This window comes from Halolamina litorea, assembly GCF_026616205.1.
GTDB lineage: Archaea > Halobacteriota > Halobacteria > Halobacteriales > Haloferacaceae > Halolamina > Halolamina litorea.
Map to the genome: position 1 here is coordinate 582226 of NZ_JANHGR010000001.1, position 21455 is coordinate 603680.

General features: G+C 68.5%; 19 protein-coding genes. 10 read left to right on the top strand and 9 right to left on the bottom strand.

Annotation, left to right across the window (positions count from 1 at the left end; translation table 11 throughout):
* The first annotated feature begins 256 nt into the window (after positions 1 to 256).
* From mutS to mutL, 4 genes are all read left to right on the top strand, one after another.
* Complete coding sequence (mutS, locus tag NO998_RS03170; RefSeq protein ID WP_267645585.1) at positions 257 to 2926, top strand: DNA mismatch repair protein MutS; 2670 nt, start codon at positions 257 to 259, stop codon at positions 2924 to 2926.
* A gap of 89 nt (positions 2927 to 3015) precedes the next feature.
* Positions 3016 to 4758 carry a DUF4352 domain-containing protein gene (locus tag NO998_RS03175; RefSeq protein WP_267645586.1) on the top strand — a complete coding sequence of 581 codons (1743 nt, stop codon included), beginning with the start codon at positions 3016 to 3018 and terminating at the stop codon, positions 4756 to 4758.
* 161 nt (positions 4759 to 4919) lie between these two features.
* The gene (locus NO998_RS03180; RefSeq protein ID WP_267645587.1) at positions 4920 to 5303 is read left to right on the top strand and encodes an NUDIX domain-containing protein; all 384 of its coding nucleotides are present in this window, start codon (positions 4920 to 4922) and stop codon (positions 5301 to 5303) included.
* A 2-nt stretch (positions 5304 to 5305) separates the two neighbouring features.
* The gene (gene mutL, locus NO998_RS03185; protein WP_267645588.1) at positions 5306 to 7675 is read left to right on the top strand and encodes a DNA mismatch repair endonuclease MutL; all 2370 of its coding nucleotides are present in this window, start codon (positions 5306 to 5308) and stop codon (positions 7673 to 7675) included.
* 45 nt (positions 7676 to 7720) lie between these two features.
* Here the strand turns inward: mutL and coaBC are convergent, their stop codons facing one another.
* Entirely contained in the window at positions 7721 to 8884 is a 1164-nt protein-coding gene (coaBC, locus tag NO998_RS03190; RefSeq protein ID WP_267645590.1) for a bifunctional phosphopantothenoylcysteine decarboxylase/phosphopantothenate--cysteine ligase CoaBC, read from the bottom strand.
* A gap of 54 nt (positions 8885 to 8938) precedes the next feature.
* Here coaBC and NO998_RS03195 point away from each other — a divergent pair, with 54 nt between their 5' ends.
* Positions 8939 to 9688: an NRDE family protein gene (locus NO998_RS03195; protein WP_267645591.1), complete on the top strand. Its 750-nt coding sequence runs from the start codon at positions 8939 to 8941 to the stop codon at positions 9686 to 9688.
* 20 nt (positions 9689 to 9708) lie between these two features.
* Here the strand turns inward: NO998_RS03195 and NO998_RS03200 are convergent, their stop codons facing one another.
* From NO998_RS03200 to thpR, 3 genes are all read right to left on the bottom strand, one after another.
* Complete coding sequence (locus NO998_RS03200) at positions 9709 to 10458, bottom strand: Imm49 family immunity protein (RefSeq protein ID WP_267645592.1); 750 nt, start codon at positions 10456 to 10458, stop codon at positions 9709 to 9711.
* Positions 10459 to 10543: 85 nt separating this feature from the next.
* Positions 10544 to 10822 carry a hypothetical protein gene (locus tag NO998_RS03205; protein ID WP_267645593.1) on the bottom strand — a complete coding sequence of 93 codons (279 nt, stop codon included), beginning with the start codon at positions 10820 to 10822 and terminating at the stop codon, positions 10544 to 10546.
* Between the two features lie 84 nt (positions 10823 to 10906).
* Positions 10907 to 11497: an RNA 2',3'-cyclic phosphodiesterase gene (gene thpR, locus NO998_RS03210; RefSeq protein ID WP_267645594.1), complete on the bottom strand. Its 591-nt coding sequence runs from the start codon at positions 11495 to 11497 to the stop codon at positions 10907 to 10909.
* An 81-nt stretch (positions 11498 to 11578) separates the two neighbouring features.
* Here thpR and NO998_RS03215 point away from each other — a divergent pair, with 81 nt between their 5' ends.
* The 5 genes from NO998_RS03215 to NO998_RS03235 all read left to right on the top strand — a co-directional run bounded on the left by NO998_RS03215 (position 11579) and on the right by NO998_RS03235 (position 15214).
* Entirely contained in the window at positions 11579 to 12322 is a 744-nt protein-coding gene (locus NO998_RS03215; RefSeq protein WP_267645595.1) for a tetratricopeptide repeat protein, read from the top strand.
* A complete protein-coding gene (locus NO998_RS03220; protein WP_267645596.1) occupies positions 12323 to 12622 on the top strand; it encodes a DUF424 domain-containing protein in 300 nt (99 codons plus the stop codon).
* 383 nt (positions 12623 to 13005) lie between these two features.
* Positions 13006 to 14280: an aminotransferase class V-fold PLP-dependent enzyme gene (locus NO998_RS03225; protein ID WP_267645597.1), complete on the top strand. Its 1275-nt coding sequence runs from the start codon at positions 13006 to 13008 to the stop codon at positions 14278 to 14280.
* Between the two features lie 63 nt (positions 14281 to 14343).
* Positions 14344 to 14760: an iron-sulfur cluster assembly scaffold protein gene (locus tag NO998_RS03230; RefSeq protein ID WP_267645598.1), complete on the top strand. Its 417-nt coding sequence runs from the start codon at positions 14344 to 14346 to the stop codon at positions 14758 to 14760.
* Positions 14761 to 14869: 109 nt separating this feature from the next.
* A complete protein-coding gene (locus tag NO998_RS03235) occupies positions 14870 to 15214 on the top strand; it encodes an ArsR/SmtB family transcription factor (RefSeq protein WP_267645599.1) in 345 nt (114 codons plus the stop codon).
* Here NO998_RS03235 and NO998_RS03240 read toward each other — a convergent pair.
* The 5 genes from NO998_RS03240 to NO998_RS03260 form a co-directional block, all read right to left on the bottom strand.
* On the bottom strand, positions 15211 to 15939 hold the full coding sequence (locus NO998_RS03240) for an RAD55 family ATPase (protein WP_267645600.1): 729 nt from the start codon (positions 15937 to 15939) through the stop codon (positions 15211 to 15213). The genes NO998_RS03235 and NO998_RS03240 overlap by 4 nt on opposite strands.
* Positions 15940 to 16035: 96 nt before the next feature.
* A complete protein-coding gene (recJ, locus tag NO998_RS03245; protein ID WP_267645601.1) occupies positions 16036 to 17469 on the bottom strand; it encodes a RecJ family nuclease in 1434 nt (477 codons plus the stop codon).
* Positions 17470 to 17544: 75 nt separating this feature from the next.
* Positions 17545 to 18828, bottom strand: coding sequence for an MFS transporter (locus NO998_RS15770; RefSeq protein WP_267645602.1), 1284 nt, complete (start codon positions 18826 to 18828; stop codon positions 17545 to 17547).
* Positions 18829 to 18831: 3 nt separating this feature from the next.
* Positions 18832 to 20022, bottom strand: coding sequence for an amidohydrolase (locus tag NO998_RS03255; RefSeq protein WP_267645604.1), 1191 nt, complete (start codon positions 20020 to 20022; stop codon positions 18832 to 18834).
* A gap of 124 nt (positions 20023 to 20146) precedes the next feature.
* Positions 20147 to 21028, bottom strand: a complete 882-nt coding sequence (locus NO998_RS03260; protein ID WP_321169527.1) for a transcription initiation factor IIB — start codon at positions 21026 to 21028, stop codon at positions 20147 to 20149.
* Positions 21029 to 21455: the final 427 nt, after the last annotated feature.

A 21455-nucleotide genomic window follows, 5' to 3' on the forward strand; every position in this document is an offset into this window, starting at 1 on the left:
GGTTCCCACGAAACACTTATACTTTGCTTCCGTTAGCTCGGCTGTCGCGATGCCGCCCCGGTTCGGGGTAGGGGCCTTATCGGGGGGGCACCGCGGCGATGCGCGCATCGCCGTGTGGTCGGCCAGACGTGGCCGTTCACCCACGGCGGACTTTATCGTCGAGACACCGACCCGCGAGCCGTGGCGCTCCTCGGCGCCCGCGACCCACACGCGCCGACCCGCAGGGCTTTAGCCGCCGACCCGCCGAGGGCAGTCCATGTCGCAGGGTATCGTCGGGGAGTTCCTCTCCCTCAAATCCGAGACCGACGCGGATCTCCTGATGATGCAGTGTGGGGACTTCTACGAACTGTTCGCCGACGACGCCGAGACCGTCGCCGACGAACTCGACCTCACCGTCTCCCAGAAGTCCTCCCACGGCTCCTCCTACCCGATGGCGGGCGTCCCGCTCTCGGAGCTCACCCCCTACCTGACCGCGCTGGTCGAGCGCGGCTACCGCGTCGCCGTCGCCGACCAGTTCGACGCCGACGACGGCTCGAAGTACCGCGAGATCACCCGCCTCGCGTCCCCCGGAACCCTCGTCGAGACCACCGACGACGACGCTCAGTACCTCGCCGCAGTTGTCGAGGGTGACACCGGCGAGTACGGCCTCGCGTTCGCCGACATCACCACGGGCCGCTTCCTCGTCACGGCCGTCGACGACGCCGACGCCGCGAGCGCCGAACTCTACCGCTTCGCCCCCTCCGAACTGCTTCCCGGTCCCGCCGTTCGTAACGACGACGCCCTCCTCAGCCGACTCGGCGAGCGCCTCGACGCCACCCACACGCTCCGGCCGAGCGACGAGTTCGGGCCCGGCCGCGCGCGCCATCGCGTTCGTGACCGGTTCGGCGAGTCCACGCTGGAGAGCGTCGGCCTCGACAGCGACTCCCCCGCAGTTCAAGCCGCCGGCGCCGTCCTCGCGTACGTCGAGGAGACCGGCCTCGGCGTCGACGCGGCGATGAGCCGACTCCAGCACTACCGCCCGGACGACCACCTCGATCTGGACGCGACAACCCAGCGCAACCTCGAACTGGTCGAGACGATGCAGGGGGGCAGCGACGGCTCGCTGTTCGACACCGTCGACGCCACCGTCTCCTCGCCCGGCCGACGGCTGCTCCGGGAGTGGCTCACTCGGCCGCGCCGCGACCGCGAACTCCTGACTCGCCGCCACGACGCCGTCGAGGCGCTCGCCAGCGCCGCGCTGGCCCGGGAAGCGCTGCGGGACTGTCTCGACGACGCCTACGACCTCGAGCGGCTGGCCTCCCGCGCCGCCTCCGGGTCGGCCGACGCCGGCGACCTACGCTCGGTGCAGGACACTCTCGGCGTGCTCCCGGCGCTCGCCGACGCCATCGACGGCACGCCGCTCTCGAACTCCCCGCTCCCCGCGGTGCTCGAAAAGCCCGACCGGGGCGCTGCCGCGGCGCTCCGTGAGGAACTCGCGACGGCGCTCCGGCCCGACCCGCCGAAGACGGTCACACAGGGGGGCATCTTCCGGGAGGGCTACGACGAGGAACTGGACGAACTGATCGAACGCCACGAGGAACTCGAACAGTTCCTCGACACGCTCGCGGATCGGGAGAAGCAGCAACACGGCCTCTCCCACGTCACCGTCGACCGGAACAAGACCGACGGCTACTACATCCAGGTCGGCAAGAGCGTCGCCGACCAAGTGCCCGAACACTACCGCGAGGTGAAGACGCTCAAGAACTCCAAACGGTTCGTCACCGAGGAACTGGAGGAGAAGGAACGCGAGATCATGCGAGTCGAGGAGGCCCGCGGGGAACTGGAGTACGAACTGTTCGAGGACCTCCGCGAGCGCGTCGCCGACCACGCCGAACTCCTGCAGGACGCCGGCCGCGCCATCGCCGAGGTGGACGCGCTGGCCTCGCTGGCGGATCACGCCGCCCGGAACGACTGGACACGCCCCGAACTCACCGACGGCGACGCGCTGCGCGTCGAAGCCGGCCGGCACCCCGTCGTCGAGACCACCACGGAGTTCGTCCCGAACGACCTCCACCTCGACCGCGACCGGCGGTTCCTGATCGTCACCGGGCCGAACATGAGCGGGAAGTCAACGTACATGCGCCAGGCGGCGCTCATCACCCTGCTCGCGCAAGCCGGGAGCTTCGTCCCCGCCCGATCCGCCGAGGTCGGCCTCGTCGACGGCATCTACACCCGCGTCGGGGCGCTGGACGAACTCGCACAGGGGCGCTCGACGTTCATGGTCGAGATGCAGGAACTGAGCAACATCCTCCACTCCGCGACGGAGGACTCGCTGGTCATTCTGGACGAGGTGGGCCGCGGGACCGCGACCTACGACGGCATCTCGATCGCGTGGGCCGCCACGGAGTATCTCCATCGGGGCAACGACCCGCGCACGGAGGGGACCCCTGCCGGCCCCAAAGTACTCTTTGCGACACACTACCACGAACTGACCGCGCTCGGCGACCACCTCGACGGCGTCGCGAACGTCCACGTCGACGCCAAGAAACAGGGCGATGACGTGACGTTCCTGCGGACGGTCAAGGAGGGCGCGGCCGATCGTTCCTACGGTATCAACGTCGCCGAACTCGCGGGCGTCCCCAGCCCAGTGACCGATCGAGCGGACGAGATCCTCGACCGACTCCAGCAGGACAAAGCCATCGACGTGAAGAGCGGCGATTCTGGCTCCCGGCAGGTCGTCTTCGACCTTGAGCAGGCAGAAATCCAGAACGAAGCCCCACCGTCTGGGGAGCAGGCCGGCGCTACGCAGGCAGACGGCGACGACCGATTGACCGAGGCCGAACGCGATGCGGTTCGTGAACTCCGAGAGATGGACGTAAACAGCACCCCCCCGATCGAACTCTCTCAGCGGTTGCAGGAGTTACAGCAACGCCTGAAAGAGGATTGACGGGTCGGAAGCGGCGGCCGGGGCATCTGCGGTCGCGGTTTATGTCGACACAACAGGTTATATTTAGGGTGGGTTCTTGGGGCCAACTGATGAAGCGACGACAGCTTCTCTTTACTGGAACCGTTGGACTGTCGACTGTCTTAGCCGGCTGTAGTTCTCTCACTGGCGACGATGGGGACAGTAGTGCAACGGATGGACCGTCCGACGATAGCGAATCGGGGGACACGGCGACGCCGACCGGGCCCGCCGAGTTCGAGGAAGTCACGCTGGCTGCCCCCAGCAGTGTGACCGTCGGTTCGGAGTTCTCGCTCACGGCGGCGGCGACGAACGTCGGCGGCGAGACCGGGAGCTACGAAGGGACCGTTCAGCTCGTGACAGAAAGCCAAGGGACGGAGGACGGCTCGGATGGGACGACCTCGTTCGAGGCGTCGTTCACTATCTCGGACGTTCCCCCGGGCGAGACCGGTGAAACGGAGGTCTCCGCCCCGGCGTTCGATACGGTGGACGACTACGAGTTCGGTCTCGCCGACGCGGACGCCTCGGTCACGGTTCGGCCCGCCCCGGAGACGGCCGGCGTCGGCGAGACGCTCGCCCTCGGTGAGGATCTGGCCGTGACGGTCGATGACGTGGCCGTTCAGGAGTCGGTTTTCTACCCCACGTCCCGATCGAGTGGGCTTTCGACCTACGAAGAGGTCGGCGCGTTCGGGGCGCCGTCGGGTCACGTCCTCGCGGTCGTAACCGTCACCGTCGAGAACACGGGGACGTCGACGACCACCGCTGCGAGAGGCACGATAGGCATCAACGACGCTGAGTGGTACGGCGACGGCGAGGGCTCCCCCCGGTCGGTCTTGGGCCGCTCCAGCAGTCGGTTTTACAGCGGCGGGCTGCCGGAAATCTCCCCGAGCGAGTCGGTGACAGGCTACTACCTCGCGAAAGTCCCGCGCGAAACGGCACGCGGGACGATCGAGATTACCGGTCAGGCCGACAAAACCGGGACCCTTCCCGAACGGGTCTGGACTGCCGAGCACGACGGTGACCAACGTTCGCTCCCGGAACTGACGCTTCAGTCGATCGACGCACCCGACACGACAGCGCTCGGCCGAGACTACGAGCTCACGGCGACGGTCGCGAACGAGGGCGACGCGGCCGGCACACTCCGAGGGGTGGCTCAGTGGGACGCTGACGGGACGTGGGCACAGCTTTCGACAGCGACGACCCACGCGAATCTGGATATCGACCGGGGAACCGGGGGCGTGGTCGAACGCCAGATCGAGGCGGGTGAGTCGACGGAGGTCACGCTCACTAGCTTCTCGGTTTACAACCGCCAGCACACGTATCGGCTCCAGCCGTTCAGCAACGAGTGGCAGGTCGACTTCCAAGGGGCGGACCTCTCGATGGGCGACCGGCTCAAGTCCAGCAGCAACGCGAACATCGTCGTCTCGGACCTTCGGGTACAGGACACCGTCACTGTCTACGACGACTGGGAAGACGAGGTTCAGGAGGCACAGCCCGACGACGGCAACAAGTACGTTGCAGTGCAGTTCCGCTTCACGCAGCGCAACGACGGCGACTACACGTCGACGCCATCGACCAGTGACTTCAGCATCGTCGCCGAGGGCAACAGCGTCGGCAGTAGCACGTACGTCGACGATTCGATCCGAGAGGATTGGTACGAGCCGATCGAGGGCGACCTCGATGAGCAGGCGGAGCTGGCCGGCTGGAGCTTCTACGAGGTGCCGACGGAGTACGCGGAGAGCGACCTCGCTGTCAAGTACGAAGTGAGTGCGGGCATGGGATCGAGCGTGAGCACGGTCGCGACATGGACGCAGTGACCGGCTAGCGCGGTCCCCTCTGGCTCGAAACACCGCTGGGGCCGGCGCGCTTTCGGCGGTCTCGACGACGCGTGTCGACGGCCCAATGAGCGCATCGTTCTTTGGGACGGGGTGTGTGTCCCCGATATGAACGGACAGTCAGTCGACGCGGAGGGGTCGGCGTGACCGACAGCTTCGCCGTCACCCAGAAGGCGGTGCTGCTCGGCCCGAACGACCGCCTGCTGCTGCTCGAGAACGCCAACGGCGTCTGGGAGTTCCCCGGCGGCCAACTCCGCGTCGGCGAGAACCCCATCACCGGCCTGAAGCGCGCGATCCGCGGGACCACCGGGCTCGACGCGACCGTCGACGGCCCGGTCCTGAACACCGCGTGGGAGATCGAGGAGGGCGGCGCCTTCGCCGCCATCTACCGCGCTCACAGCCCGACCGAGGCGGCGACGCTGGCCGGCGACCACGTCCGGGCGGTCTGGGTCGAACCGACCGAAGCCATCGAGCGCGACCTCAACACCACCCAGAAGCGCGCCATCGAGCGTGCGGGGCTGCTCTGACGATGGGTGAGAAGCGGAACGACGGCGGGAGCGCGGACGACGCCGACGACACGAACGCCACGGATGACGGACCGAGCATCGCTGCACTCGACGACGCGACCGTCAAGCGCATCGCCGCCGGCGAAGTCGTCGAACGACCCGCCTCAGTCGTCAAGGAACTGGTCGAGAACGCCATCGACGCCGACGCCTCCCGCGTCAGCGTCGCCGTCGACCGGGGCGGCAAGGACGGGGTCCGCGTGCGCGACGACGGGGTCGGCATGACCGCCGCCGAACTCGATCTGGCGGTCCGGGACCACCACACTTCGAAGATCGGCGACATCGGCGACCTCGAAGCCGGCGTGGGCACGCTCGGCTTCCGCGGCGAGGCGCTGGCGGCCATCGGCGCCGTCTCGCGGACGACGGTCCGGTCGAAGCCCCGCGGCGGCGAGGTGGGCCACGAACTCACCGTCGCCGGCGGCGACATCGGCGACCCCTCGCCCGCTGGCTGTCCCGAGGGAACCGTCGTCGAGGTCGAGGACCTGTTCTACAACGTCCCCGCGCGGCGGAAGTTCCTCAAGACCGACGCCACGGAGTTCGACCACGTCAACACTGTCGTCACGCAGTACGCGCTGGCCAACCCCGACGTCGCCGTCTCGCTCGAACACGACGGCCGCGAGGTGTTCGCCACCGACGGCACCGGGAACCTCCGCTCGACGGTGCTCTCGACGTACGGTCGCGAGGTCGCGGAGTCGATGGTCGACGTGGAGTGGCGCGCCGAGGAGGCCGGAGTGGAGGCGGACGCTACCGAGATCGACGCCCCCGTCCTCTCGGTGCAGGGGCTCGTCTCCCACCCGGAGACCACCCGCGCTGGCCGGGAGTACCTCTCGACGTTCGTCAACGACCGCTACGTCACGGCCTCTGCGCTCCGTGAGGCCGTCCTCGACGCCTACGGCGGGCAGTTGGCGCCGGACCGCTACCCCTTCGCCGTGCTGTTCGTCGAACTCGACCCTGCGACGGTCGACGTGAACGTCCACCCGCGGAAGATGGAGGTCCGATTCGACGACGAGGCGGGCGTGCGCGGGGCCGTCAGCGAGGCAGTTGAGGAGGCGCTACTCGCGGAGGGCCTGATCCGAACCTCGGCCCCCCGCGGGCGCTCACAGGCCGACGAGACACCGATCCGCCCCGGAAGCGAGACCGACGAGGTCGTCGGCGGCGCCGATACCGCTCACGAGGAAGCGAGCGGCGTCGACGAGCGCCGGACGGAGCGGCGAACGACGACGGAGAAGCGATCCGGGCTCGGTGTCCCCGACTCCGGGCTGTCCGACGAGACGTCGCCGGACGGCGCGACCGACACGGCGATCGACGACTGGAGCGACGACGCTGACCCCGACGCTGACGACGCAGACGACGAACCGACCTCGGTGGCGGCGTCGCCGTCCACCGACCCGCCCGACGCCGACGACGAGGCGGACGACTGGACGGTCGACCTCTCCGGTGGATCGAGCCGTTCGCCCACGGGACGACCGAGTTCGACCCGAACGGGCGATTCCGGGGGTTCGACGCCGACTGACGACACCGAGGCCGACACGCCCGGCGACGATGGGTCGGGCCCCAGTCTATCGTCGTCGCCGTCGCCGTCGTCACCCTCTACGCCCGAGCCGAGCCGAACGGACGAGTCCTCGGCCCCGAATCGGGAGCGGTCCGCGGACCGCGAGCGGTCGTTCTCAACGGCGACCCAGCAGGCGCTCGGCGGGGGCACCGCCGAGGCGGGTGGGGAGTTCGACTCGCTGCCGTCGCTGCGGGTGCTCGGACAGCTTCACGACACCTACGTCGTCGCCGAGAGCGACGACGGGCTGGTGTTGATCGACCAGCACGCCGCCGACGAGCGGGTGAACTACGAGCGCCTCCAGCGCGCGTTCGCCGACGGGATGGCGAGTCAGAGCCTCGCCGAACCGGTCGGTCTGGAACTCACCGCCCGCGAGGCCGAACTGTTCGAGCGCTACGTCGACGCGCTCGGCGATATCGGGTTCGAGGCTCATCGGGCGGGTGATCGCACAGTCGAGGTGACGGCCGTGCCGACGGTGTTCTCGACGACGCTCGACCCCGAACTGCTGCGGGACGTGCTCTCGGCGTTCGTCACCCAAGAGGACGGCGGTGCGCCCGTCGAGGACGCCGTCGACGACCTGCTCGCCGACCTCGCGTGTTACCCGTCGGTGACGGGCAACACCTCGCTCACCGAGGGGTCGGTGAGCGACCTGCTGTCGGCGCTGGACGGCTGTGAGAACCCCTACGCCTGCCCGCACGGTCGCCCCGTGATCGTGGCGGTCTCCGGCGAGGAGATCGGGGATCGGTTCGAGCGCGACTATCCGGGGCACGGCGGACGCCGGCACTAGTGAGCCGGCATCGGCCACGGCGGACGCCGGCAGTAGCGACCGTCCCTATTCGCTCCCCAACTCCGCCGCCAGTTCCTGGGCGACCTGCAGGCCGAGGGCGGTCTTGCTCCCGGTGAACTCCGTGTAGCCGCCGTTCCGGACGAACAGCACCCGCGTCTCGTCGTCGCCCATCACGCTCGCGTCGTTGGCGACGACGAACGCGAGGTCCGATCGATCCTGAATCCGCCGGGCCTCCGAGACGAGCGCCTCGTGGCCCCCCGCCGTCTCGGCTTTGAACCCGACGATCGGGAGCGTCGGGTGGGCCTCACGGACGGCGTCGATGAGCTTCGGCGCGGGCGTCAGAGGGAGGGTTCGCTCCTCGCCGGACTTCAGCTTCTCCGGGGCGGCGTCGACGGTGAAGTCCGAGATCGCCGCCGCCGAGATCAGCGCGTCGGCGCCGCCCTCGGCGGCGTCGAGCACCGCATCGAGCATCTCCGCGGCACTCTCGACCTGGTGTACGTCGGCGTACGGCACGTCGTCGCCGTCGTGGACCAGCGTCACGTCGGCGCCGAGGACGTGGCAGCCCCGGGCGATCGCCCGCCCGGTCTTCCCCGACGCGCGGTTGGTGAGCACCCGGATCGGGTCGATCGGCTCGCTCGTCGCGCCGGAGGTGACGACGACGTGGTCACCGTCGAGGGGGTTATCGGCGGCCGCGCGAGCGGTTTCGGTGACAATGGCCTCCTCGGTGGCGATCTTCGCTTTCCCCTCCTCGATACGGGGGTCGACGAACTCGACGCCCCACGACTCGACGGTCTCGATGGCGTCCAGCACGCCCGGGTGATCGTACATCGGTTCGTGCATCGCCGGCGCGATGACGACCGGCACGTCCGCGCCGAGGGCGGTCGTCGCCGTCGTCGTCACCGGCGTGTCGTCGACCGCTGCAGCGATCTTCCCGACGGTGTTGGCGGTGCAGGGGGCGATCAGGAGCACGTCCGCCCAGCCATCGCGGCCACAGAGTTCGACGTGTTCGACCCGGCCCGTGAGTTCGGTGATCGGCTCGTGGGCCGTGGCGAACTCGACGGCCCACGGGTGAACGATCCCCTGTGCGCCCTCGCTGAGGACACCACGCACCGCCGCACCCTGTCGACGGAGTTCGTGGGCCAACTCCACGACTTTCACGGCGGCGATGCTGCCCGTGACTCCGAGCGCGACGTTGACGCCTTCGAGCATCACTGACCGGTCGCGCGCAGGGGGCTTAAACGTCCGCCGCGCGTACGTCGCCCCGTGTGTACGCTGACGCTCGCGTGGCAGGTCTTGGACGACGCTCCCGTCGCCGTCGCCGCCAACCGCGACGAACGACGTGACCGGCCCTCCGAGCCACCCGCCCGGATCAACGACGACCCGACCGTGATCGCCCCGCGTGACGCCGAAGCCGGCGGCACGTGGCTGGGATACAACGAGTCGGGGCTGTTCGTGGGGATCACCAACCGCTGGACCGACGCCGACCTCGCCGGCGAGCGCTCCCGGGGGCTGCTCGTCCGTGACGCCCTCGAACAGCCCTCCGCCGAGGCAGCACTGGCACTGGTCGAGGAAGAGGTCGCCGAGGCCGAGTACGCGGGGTTCAACCTCGTGCTCGCCGACGCCGATGCGGCCTACCTGCTGGAGTGGGACGGCCGCCTCCTGACCCGCGAACTGGAGCCGGGCGTCCACGTCATCGTCAACGTCGGCGCCAGCGACGCGCCCGCGATTCCGGTCGGGGAGGCCGAGCGCGGGCAGGAACAGGCCGCCGACGCCGCCGCGGTCCGGACCGAACTCCTCGCCCACCCAGAGGAGAGCAGCACGGAGTGGCTCGACCGCGCGAAGGCGGTTCTCGGAGATCACGAGTACGGCGTCTGTGTCCACGAAAACGGCTACGGGACGGTTTCGGCGGCCGTGCTCGCCCTCGACGCCGACGGCGGGGTCGCCTTCGAGTTCGCCGACGGTCCGCCCTGTGAGACCGCCTTCGAGGCGGTGGACGCCGCCGACTTCGAGTAACCCGGCTTCGCCTACCGGGTTCAGTTCCGGAGTTTCGGGAGCGTCTGCCAGAGGAACGCGGAGGGGACCAGCCGGCTTCCAGGGTCGTAGCCCATCTTTCGCTGCCACGCGATCAGCGCCAGCGCCGTCGGTTCGGGGGCGAACACCATCGCTCGCACGTCCATCTCGCTGCCGCTCTCGGCGCGCTCGTGGGCGGCCTCGATCAGGTGGTTCAGCGCAGGCTCGAACGCCGCTCGGTCGCCTTCGACGGCGGAACGGAGGGCAGCCGTGGAAGATTCGGCCCACTCGTTGTTCGGAGCCGTCCCGGCCAGCGCCTCGCGGGCGTCCTCGTCGTCGCCGGCGGCCGCGGCGGCGACCGCTCGGGCGTAGTGGTACGGGTGGTCGTCGAGTAGGACGCCGGGCTCGGGCTGCTGGTCGACCATCGCGACGGTGTCGGCCATCGCGCGGACGCGGCCGGGATCTGCCGAGAGCAGAGCCGCGTACGTGCCGCGCCAGGCGTGCAGCGGGATCGCCGCGTAGTCCGTGCCCGCGGGGTCGGCGATCCTGGCTTCGACGCTCTCGCGGTAGTCGTCGGCGGCGCGGCCGAAGGCGTCGTGGGCGGCCTCGAAGCCGTCGAACGCGAGCGCGAAGGTACCGACGCCGACGCCGGCCTGCGCGCGCCGGGCGTACTCGTCGGGCGTGGACGCCTCGCGGTCGCAGCGGCGCTGTGCGGCCTCGTAGCGCTGACGTGCGATCGCTTCGGCCTCGCCGGTGAGCGGAACGTCGATCATGGGCCGACTGGGGTGCGGGCGCCGAAAACCGTACCGGACCGGGAAACCGTGATTCGCCGGAACACTGTGGGGTCGATTACGCCGGTCAGCGGCGGAGTCGAGAGCCGATCACGCCGCCGACGACGAGGCCGGCCGCGAACCCGGCAGCGGCGACGCGGCGACGCCGCGCGGCCACTTCCGCGGGGAAGTACTCCTCGGTCAGGTCGAGGGTGCGTTCGGCGATCTGGTGGCGCGCGACGGCGGCCTCCTCACTCTCGGCCGCCCGGGCCCGGAGCGCCGCGTAGCGCGCCCGAAGCTGTTCGGCGGCGATGTCGGCGTCGACGGTCCGGCCGCCCGCGTACTGCTGAATCTTGGGGAGTTCCATAGCTCAGTATCCGCTCGGGGAGGAGATAACTGTTGCGTGCGTAAGGACAGAAGTTCGCACGGCCCGGCGGCGCCGGCGTGCGGGTCAGAGCGGAAAGCGCGCGACAGTCCGGTAGTCAGCGCCCTCGTCGGTCAGCACCGAGCGCTCGAGTCGCAGTTCGTCGACCCTGAAGCGCCCGACCGTCGGGTCGGTGTTCCGGAGGTAGTCCTGTACGAGGTCCTTCCCGCGCGCGTCGTCCATCCGCGCGAGGGTGACGTGCGGTGTGAACTCTTTCTCGGCGGCGTCGAAGCCGCGGTCGGTCGCCTCGGTTTCGAGTGTGGCCGCGAGCGCTTCGAGGTCTGCGGCACCGTCGCGGACGCCGGCCCACACCACCGAGATGTACTCCTCGGAGGGGAACGCCCCGAGGCCGCCGACTTCGACCTCGAACGGCGGCAGATCAGCCGCATCGACGGCGGCGGCGCCGGCGGCTTTCGCGTCGGCGACGGTCGGGCCGCCGTCGCCTCGCTCGCCGTTCCCGGCTTCCTCCTCGGGCACGTCGCCGAGGAACTTCATCGTCAGGTGGGCCTGTGTGGGGTCGGTGAATCGCAGTCCGTCGGCACCGCAGAGGTCGTCCTGCAGGGCGGCGAACGGCTGCGTGAGTCCTTCGGGGAGGTCGATGGCGAAGAACAGTCGCATACGCGCTACAGGTCCCGACGGGCGCTAAACGTTGGGGCCGGACGCGTAACCCTTACCCCCGACGACGACGAACCGCGGGTAATGAGTGATAACCCCCGTGAGGACCGTGACCACCAGTTCTCGGAGGGGCAGGGGCTCCCCGACGAGTTCGAGGAGTTCGACCTCGACCCGCCGGAGCTGAAAGTCGACCCCGCGAAGGTCGACCCCGTGGACACACGGGTGCTGTCGGACCTGCTCGACGAACGAAACATCGCCAAGGACGAGGTCGACACCGACCAACTCATCGACGTCGGCGTCTCCTACACCCGGATCAACCGCTTCGAGGAGGCGACCGAGACGTTCGAGCGCGCCGCCCAGTTCGCCGAGGACCCGAGCAAGGAACAGGAGGCGTGGGTCAACAAGGGCGCCGCCCACGCGGAGCTGGAGGAGTACGACGCCGCCATCGGCGCGTACAAGGAGGCCATCGACATCGACGACGACTCCGAGCACGCCGCCACCGCCGAGACGAACCTCGCCTACGCGCTCTGGGAGTTCGGCCAGAGCGAGGAGGCGCTGCGCCACGCCGAGAACGCCGTCGAAATCGACCCCCGGTTCGCCCAAGCGTGGTACAACCGCGGGTTCTTCCTGCTCGAACGCGGGCTAGCCGAGGACGCCGTCGACTGCTTCGAGAACGCCCAGCGACTCGGGATGGGGAACGCCGAAGTGCTCGAGGAGAAGGTCCGGGCACTGGAGGAGGTCGGCCGCGAGGAGGAAGCCGAGGAGGTGCGACAGCGCGCCGAGGAGATGCGCGAGGAGGCCGAACAGCAGATGGTCGAGGAGTTCTAGATGCTCCTCCGCGAACGACAGACCGAGCGGGGCCTGCTGGTCTCCGTCTGTGATCCCGGCCTGCTCGGGGAGACGTTCGAGAGCGGCGAGATCTCCCTGACCGTCGAGGAGTCGTTCTACGGGGGCGAGAACGCCGTCGAGGCCGACGCCGACGCCGTCGTCGCCGGGCTTCGACGGGCGTCCGTGGCCAACCTCGTCGGCGAGGAGTCCGTCGGCGTCGCCGTCGAAGCCGGCCTCATCGACGAGGCGACGGTGCTCGAGGTCGGCGAGACCCGCCACGCGCAACTGTTGCAGATATAGGGTCGTGGCCGATGGCCGATTTCGGCCGGCACTGCTCGGTTCTGTTTGGCTCGCTCGCCACTCACGACAAGCGGTACGCGAGGCGAGCGTGGCGCTAGGCGGTGTAGAACGGCGGGAGGAAGCCCGCCCGTGTGGGACGAGCGGGGCAACGGTCAGCCGGGAGCGGTGCCGGAATGCTAAGTCGTGGGTGTGACAACGCGTTCGGGTCGGCTGAACGTCTCCCTGTAAAACAACAAAAGGGCCGACGGGCTATCCTCCCACCGGCTATACTGATGGGGGATTGCCACAGATGGACACTATATTGATTGGGAATCCTGCTCCCGGCCACGCGTCGTTCCCCCACTACCGAAGCCCCCTTGCCCCTCGAACCCCTGTATCCGGCAATGGCTACATCCGACGTGAGCGGCCTCGACGTGGAGGCCATCCGCGAGGACTTCCCGATCCTCGACCGGAAGATCGGCGGTGACGTGACCGTGCCCGGTCCCGACGAGGGCGACGACAAGCCGCTGTACTACCTCGACAACGCCGCGACGAGCCACACCCCCCGGCAGGTCGTGGAGGCGATGACCGAGTACTACTACGAGTACAACTCGAACGTCCACCGCGGCATCCACAGCCTGAGTCAGGAGGCCTCCGTGGCCTACGAACAGGCCCACGACCGAGTCGCCGAGTTCATCGGCGCCGACGGGCGCGAGGAGATCGTCTTCACCAAGAACACCACCGAGGCGTTCAACCTCCTCGCCTACACGTGGGGCCTGACCGAACTCGAGCCCGGCCAGAACGTCGTCACCACGCAGATGGAGCACCACGCCTCGCTGGTGACGTGGCAACAGCTCTGTGAGAAACAGGGTGCGGAGGTCCGCTACGTCGAGATCGACGACGACGGCCGACTAGACATGGACGACTTCCGCGCGAAGGTCGACGACGACACCGCGATGGTGAGTGCGGTCCACGTCTCGAACACGCTCGGCACGGTCAACCCCGTCACCGAGATCACGGAGATCGCTCACGAACACGGCGCGCTCTCGTTTATCGACGGCGCACAGGCGGTGCCGACCCGCCCCGTCGACGTCGCCGAGATCGATGCCGACTTCTACGCCTTCTCGGGCCACAAGATGCTCGGACCGACGGGGATCGGCGTCCTCTACGGCAAGCGCGACCTGCTGGAGGACCTCCCGCCGTTCCTCGTCGGCGGCTCGATGATCCGCCGCGTCGAGTTCGAGGGCGCAACGTGGGAGGACCTGCCCTGGAAGTTCGAGGCCGGAACCCCGCCGATCGCCGAGGCGATCGGCCTGACGGCGGCGATCGACTACCTCGAAGACGTGGGGATGGAAGCGATCGAGCGCCGCGAGTGGGAGCTCGCGAGCTACGCCTACGAGCGGCTGAACGAGTTCGACGACATCGAGATATACGGCCCCGAGACCGACCGCGGGGGGCTGGTGAGCTTCAACCTCGAGGGTGTCCACGCACACGACCTCTCCTCGATCCTCGACGACCACGGCGTCGCCGTCCGCGCCGGCGACCACTGTACCCAGCCGCTGCACGACGTGCTCGACGTGCCGGCGTCGACGCGAGCGTCGTTCTACCTCTACAACACGACCGACGAGATCGACGAACTGATCGAGGCCGTCGACACGGCCCGACAGCTGTTCGCCTGAGGCGGCGCCGACCGGACTGCCGACCCCGGAACCCTTTTCCGCCGAAACCACCTGTTTCGGGACATGAGTGGCGACATGTACCGCCAGCAGATCCTCGACCACTACAAGAACCCGCGCAACTACGGGGAGCTTTCCGACCCCGACTTCTCGCACGTGGGGGAGAACCCCTCGTGTGGCGACACGATCCAGGTCGACGTGACGCTGGCCGACGACGACGACACCATCGAGCAGGTCTCCTTCGTTGGCGACGGCTGTGCGATCTCGCAGGCGGCGGCGTCGCTGTTGACCAAGGAACTCCCCGGCAAGAGCATCGACGAGCTACAGGCGATGGACACCGACGACATCGTCGACCTCCTCGGCGTCGACGTGTCGCCGATGCGGATCAAGTGTGCCGTACTCGCCCGGCAGGTCGCTCAGGACGGCTCGAAGATCTACCGCGGCGAACTCGACGCCGACGACCGCACGATCACCGAGGAGTAGCCCGGCGGTCACGGCCGCTCCCCGGCACCGACAGGGCCCCTCGGCCCCGTTCGCCGTTCCTCTCGGATGGCGGTACGTTTTTGCGACCCGGTCTCATCTGCGATAACGAATGGCCGCGGACGAGATCATCGAGGTGCTTGGCCACAAGTACAACCCGGAGATCCTCGAAGCCGCGAGTGAACCCAAGTCCGCACAGGAGCTATCGGACGAACTCGGCGTGCCGATCGCCACCTGCTACCGGCGTATCGAGGAACTCACCGAGGCGGACCTGCTCGAACTCCACGACCGGCCCCTTTCGGAGGAGCACCGCCGGATCAGGGTGTACCGGCGCTCGGTCGAAGAACTCACCGTCGACTTCCGGGACGGCCTGAGCGTTGAGGTCGAGCGGCGTTCCGAGGTCGCCAACACGTTGGACGAGGTCTGGCGTCGAATGTCGGCGGACGGCCAGCGTTAGAAGCCGGGCTGTTCTTCGTTGCCCATCATCGAGAAGCCGCCGGCGCGGTCGTAGACGGTGATCCCGCCCTCGCCGATCTCCATGGGGAAGATGTCGGTGTTGATGTCCTGTTTGCGCATCTTCGCCACCCAGACGTAGCGGTTCACGCCGTTGTCGGTCGGCGTCTGGATGAAGTAGATGTTGCCATCGGTCAGGAAGTTCTCCAGGCCGATCTCGGTCTCGGGGAAGACGGCGCCCTGTTCGTTGATCAGCAGGGAGGTCAGCCCGTTCTTCTTGAGGATGTCCGAGAACTTCAGGAGGTAGGTCCGGTTCTCCTTCTCGGTGTCGAAAAAGAGGCTGAACATCGTCAGCGAGTCGAGCACCAACCGGTCGTAGCTGGTGCCGGCGAAGTCCTGTAACAGGTGGTCGATGGCGGTGTTGAAGTCCTCCTCGCGGAGCATCGTCGACTTGTCGTACACCTTGATGTCACCGTTCTCGACCAGTTCGCCCCAGTTGTCGAAGCCGATCGACTCCGCGGCCTGCCGGATGTCCTCGGCGTTCTCCTCGAAGGAGATGTAGATACCCTTCTCGTCGAACTCCTCGACGCCGCTGTGGAGGTACTGGATCCCGAAGATGCTCTTGCCAGTGCCGGGGTTGCCACTCACCAGCACCGTCGAGTTCTCGACGATGCCCCCGTTGAGAATCGCATCGAGGCCGTCGACCCCGGTCTCGGTGACATCGACCATACGTACCTGCATAGACTCGCGGGGGGAATTAAGCCCACCGGGTCCGGTAGGGCGGTCCGGTACGGGTCCGAAGGGGGCCGGACCGATGCCCGGGGCTCAGTCCCCCAGTTGCTCGCCGACGATCTCGTCGGCGCGTTCGAGGAACGCGTCCCGGGCGTCGCGGGGGATCGTCGCCCCCGCGGCCACGTCGTGTCCGCCGCCGCCGCCGCCGACGGCCGCCGACGCCTCGGACATCACGACCGAGAGGTCGAGTCCGTCCCGAACGAGGAAGCCGCTGCCCCGCGCGGAGACCTTCAGTTCCTCGGCGTTCTCCTCGGCGAAGGCGACGATGGGCTGGTCGCGCCGGACGCCGTCGGCGCCCAGCGCCATGCCGGCGATGATGCCCACGATGGTCTCGCGGATGCGCGTCCCGGCGTCGAACCACTGGAGGTGCTCCTCGTGTTCGACGCCCTCGTTTTTCACCCACTCCAGCCCCTCCGAGAGGTTCCGACGGTGGGTTCGGAGCAACCTCCGGGCCTCCTCCAGGGCGTCGCCACGGTAGCCCAGACAGACCGCCAGTCCCACGTCGGCACGCTCGTAGCGCGCGGTGGCGTTGAGCACCGTCGAGAACTCGCTCACGTCCCGCAGTTCGGTGCCGACGGCCTCGGCGGTGAGCGTGTACGTCGTCGTCGTGACGCTGTTGACCCGTTCGGGGGGGACCCCGCGGGAGATGGCGTGACGCATCAGCGCGCTGGCGACGGTCTGGCGCTCCTCGAAGGAGAGGTCGACCCACCGACGCCAGTCGCCGTCGACCTGCAGGTCCACGTCCAGGTCGGAGAGGAACCGGATCGACCCGTTCTCGTCGCCCGAGATGCCCGGGATCCGGAGTTCGCTCGCGTACTCCAGAAGCTTCGGCAGCGGGCGGGTCTGGCGGCCGTACAGCGAGATGTCGGTGACCTCCTCGAGGACGCCGGCCTCGACGCCCTCGGCGACGACCCCCTCGTTGGCGCCGATCAGGCCGCCGTCGGTGTCCTGCATGTCGCCCACGGCGCCGACGACGGCGAGCGCGGCGAGGTCGCGGTTGTCGACGCCGTCGGTCTCCATCGCGCGGGCGAGGACGTAGGTCGCGCCCGCACCGGAGAGTTCCGCGGCGCCGTCGATGCCGAACAGGAGGGGGTTCAGGTGCAGGTCCGTGTCGGGGTCCTCGCCGTCCTCGACGGTCGCTGGCTGGTGGTGGTCGGCGACCACGGGCGTGAAGTCGCCGGCGTCCTCGTGAGGGACGATGTCGTCCAGTTGGCCGCTCCCGAAGTCGGTGAAGAGCGCCACGTCGTGCTCGGTGGCGGCGATGCGATCGATCGCTTCGGCGTCCAACTGCTTCTCGAAGGTCGTCTCGAATGGGACCCCGGCCCGCTCCAGTGCGGTGGCGGCGATGGCGCCGCTAGTGAGGCCGTCGGCGTCGATGTGGGAGGCGAGCACGACGGAGTCGGCGGCGAGCAGGCAGTCGGCGCAGTCCGCTGCCCGCTCGGCCATCGCGGGGACGGGATCGCTCATGGCTTGGCGGGACTGGGCGCGCCTCGGTGTTTAAGCTCTCGCTTGGGGCGAGCCGACGGCCCCGCCAGCGCGTGCTCAGTCGTCGCCGGTGACGACCGCCACCGACTGGATCTCCTCGGGGTCGCCGTCGAGCGTCGCCAGCACCATCCCGGCGGTGAGCAGCGCGAGGCCGGCACAGACCAGATACTCCGTGCCGATGCCGACCGTCGACGCCAGCGGGAGTGCGACGAGCGGGCCGATCGTCGAGCCGAGGTCGCCGAAGACGTTGTAGACGCCGCCGAGTTTCCCCACGTCCTCGCCGGGTGCGATGTCACCCAGGTAGGCCAGCAGCGGCGGGCCGGTCCCGCCGACGCCGATCCCGATCATCGCCACGCCGGCGACGGTGCCCTCGACCGTGGGGAGGAACGCGAGCAGCGCGAACCCGCTGGCGAGCAGGCCCAGCGCCGGGATGACGGTGTAGGTCCGCGACGGCAGGCCGTCGGAGAGTCGGCCGACGAGCAGCGTCGTCACCGACATCGCGAGCACCGAGACGGCCATCACGATACCGCTGGCACCGGTCTCGCCGAGCGACCCCAGGGAGATGCCGTTCTCGGTGGTGTAGAGCACCGCCGTCGAGAGCAGGATACCCGCGTAGAGCAGCCGAACCGAGAAGTTGGTGGCGCCGATCCCGAACACCCGCGCGTCCGAGCGAACGACCGCCGGGAGATCACGCAGCCGCGTCGTGGCCGTGGAACTCCCTTCGACGTTCGGGAGGACGACGAACGCCACGAACGCGGCGAACAGGCCCAACACCCCGGCGATCACGAACGCCCCAGAGTTGCCGTACGCCTCCGAGAGCACGCCACCGAGGATCAGCCCCGCGGGGAAGCCGAGGCTCTGTCCGCCGCGCATGTAGCCCACCCACTTCCCGCGGTTCGCCGGCGAGGTGACGTGGGTGACTGTCGTGAACGCGCCGACGAACACGAACGCCGAGCCGACCCCCCAGACCGCACGCGAGAGGAAGAACAGCGCCGCACCCGACAGGGGGATCGGCCCCGGATCCAGTCCGAGCACGTAGCCGAAGGGGACCAATCCCTGCACGACGAGACCGATCAGCATCGGCCGCCGGGTGCCGAACCGGTCGAGCACCTGCCCGGCGGGCGTCGCCAGCAGCAGGCGGGTAAACCGGTTGATCGAGAGGATCAGGCCGACAACGAACGCCGAGGCGCCGATGACCGACCCCAGCGCGGGGAGGATGGGGAATGCGACGCCGCCGCCGACGCCGCCGAAGAACACGCCGGCGACGATGGCGCCGACCACGACCGGGACGCTCGGGTCCTCGTCGTCGATGGCCGGCGTGGAGAGCGTTGGGAGCCCCACCGCTTACCAGGCGTACTCCTCGCGGGGGTCGACAGCGTCCGCGTCGCGGTCGAAGACGTGTTCGCCGTCGACGAACACGTGCTGCGTGCGGCTGTCGACGCGCCAGAACTCGCCGTTCCAGACGGCAACGTCGGCGTCGGTGCCCGGTTCGAGCGTACCCACGCGGTCCTCGATGCCGAGGATCTCCGCGGCGTTGGTGGTCACGGCGTCGAGTGCCGCCTCCGCGGGCAGGCCCTCACGAACCGCCAGTCCCACGCACACGTCGAGGTGCTGCTGTGGCAGGACCGGCGCGTCGGTCTGGATGGCGACCTTGACGCCGGCGTCGTGGAGGATGCCCGGCGTCTCGAAGGTGATGTTCCGCAGTTCGTACTTCGAGGCCGACGAGATGGACGGGCCGACGACCGCGGGGACGTCGCGCTCGACGAACTCGTCGGCGACGACGTGGCCCTCGGTCGCGTGCTCGATCGAGAGGTCGTCGATGCCGAACTCCTCGCCGATCCGGAAGACGGTCATGATGTCGTCGGCACGGTGGGCGTGGACCCGCAGCGGGAGGTCGCCCGTCAGCACCCGCGAGAGGTTCTCCATCCCGAGGTCACGCTCGAAGGACTCGTCCTCCGCGGCGGCGTCTTCCTTCCGGTCGAGGTAGTCCTCGGCCTGCATGAACTGCTCGCGGAGCGTCGCGGCGACGCCCGGGCGGGTGGAAGGCTGGCGCCCCTCGCGTTCGCCGTGGAAGCGCTTGGGGTTCTCGCCCATCGCGGCCTTCATGCCGTCTTCCTTGATGAGCATCTCGTCGGCACGGTCGCCGTAGGTCTTCATCGAGACGATGATGCCGCCGATGACGTTGCCCGACCCCATCCGGCTCGAGACGCTGGTGACGCCGTTCTGGAAGGCGTGTTTGAGCTCCTCGTCGCGCGGGTGGAAGCCGTCGAGGGCGTTGACGTTCGGCGTCGTCGCCGAGGTGCCCTCGTTGAAGTCTGCGTCCTCGGGCTCGGCCCACTCGGCCATCCCGGCGTGGGAGTGGGCGTCGACGAGCCCCGGGGTGACGTGGGCCCCGTCGACGTCGATCTCCTCGGCGTCGGCCGGCGCGTCGACCTCCCCGACGGCCGCGATCTCGCCGTCCTCGATCAGCACGTCGCCCTCGATCGTTCCCCGCTCGGTCTGGGTGTGGACCGTCCCGTTCCGGATGACTCGCATACTCGCGAGTGGCTTCGGGGGAACAAATGATTTCGGTTCGAAGCAGCCCCGTCGGTCCTGCCCGCCGCTGACGGTACCGTGGCTGAGGGCGACGGTAAACGGGAAAAGACGGCCCGGAGACGCCTTAGAACGAGACGTCCAGGTCCAGCGCGTCCATCTGCTCCTTGTAGCGGTTACGGATCGTGACGACGGTCACGTCAGCGATGTCGGCGATCTCGCGCTGTGTCCGCTGGTCCGAACAGACCAGCGACGCCAGGTACACCGCGGCGGCGGCGAAGCCGGTCGGCGACTTGCCGGCGTGGAGACCGAGTTCGGTCGTCTCTTGGACGATCTCGGCGGCCTTCTGTTGGGTCGTGTTCTCGAGGTCGAGTTCGCTCGAGAACCGCGGGATGTACTGGCCCGGCTCGACGGGCTTGAGCGAGAGCGATAGCTCCTCGCTGATGTATCGGTACGAACGGCCGATCTCGCGGCGCTCGACTCGGGAGACCTTCGTCAGGTCGTCGAGGCTGCGCGGGATGCTCTCCTGTCGGCAGGCGGCCATCAGGGACGCAGTCCCCATCCCCTCGATGGAGCGCCCGCGGATCAGGTCACGATCGAGCGCCTGTCGGTAGATCACGCAGGCGATCTCACGGACCGACTTGGGCACGCCCGTCGCGCTAGCCATTCGGTCGATCTCCGCGAGTGCCTGCTGGAGGTTCCGTTCGCCGGACTCCTGTGTTCGGATACGCTCCTGCCACGTACGTAGCCGCTGCATCCGGGAGCGCTTCTCCGCGGAGAGCTGGCGGCCCGAGGCGTCGGTGTCGCGCCAGTCGATGTCGGTCGTGAGACCCTTGTCGTGGCGGGCCTGCGTCATCGGCGACCCGACGCGGGATTTGTTCTGTCGCTCGGAGTGATCGAACGCGCGCCACTCGGGCCCGTGATCGATGTTCTCTTCCTCGACGATGATCCCCGTCTCCTCGTGGACCAGTTCGCCCTTGTCCGTGCGGACGAGTTCGTCCTCGTCGATGTCCTCGGCGTCGAGGGTTTCGACCTCGTCGTCGAAGCGGTCGTCCGTTCGCTGGCGGTGCTCCTCTCGGCCGTGGGCTCGCGATTTGGGCTGGGTCACTGATCTGGGTTTGAGGTCGTCGCCGCACGCTGCGTTGACACGTCGACTGCTTCGACGTTCGGCCCATCCGGGCCATCGAGACCTCCGTCCCAGTGTCGGACGGCCCCACTAGTTCCGTCCGAGAGAGTGAGTTTGCATTCCGGCATTACACAGATGAGTAAGTTTTGCTACGGTATAAGGATTTCCCCGGAGCGCACTCAGTGATAACACCGATTGAGCGCTTCTAACCCACGAATTCAGCGATAACGAGATATCGGTTAACACCAGCCTACCCGCTTCCGTACGGCGAGTAGGCGGTTACTACTGCTGTGCTAGCATGGGTCATGGT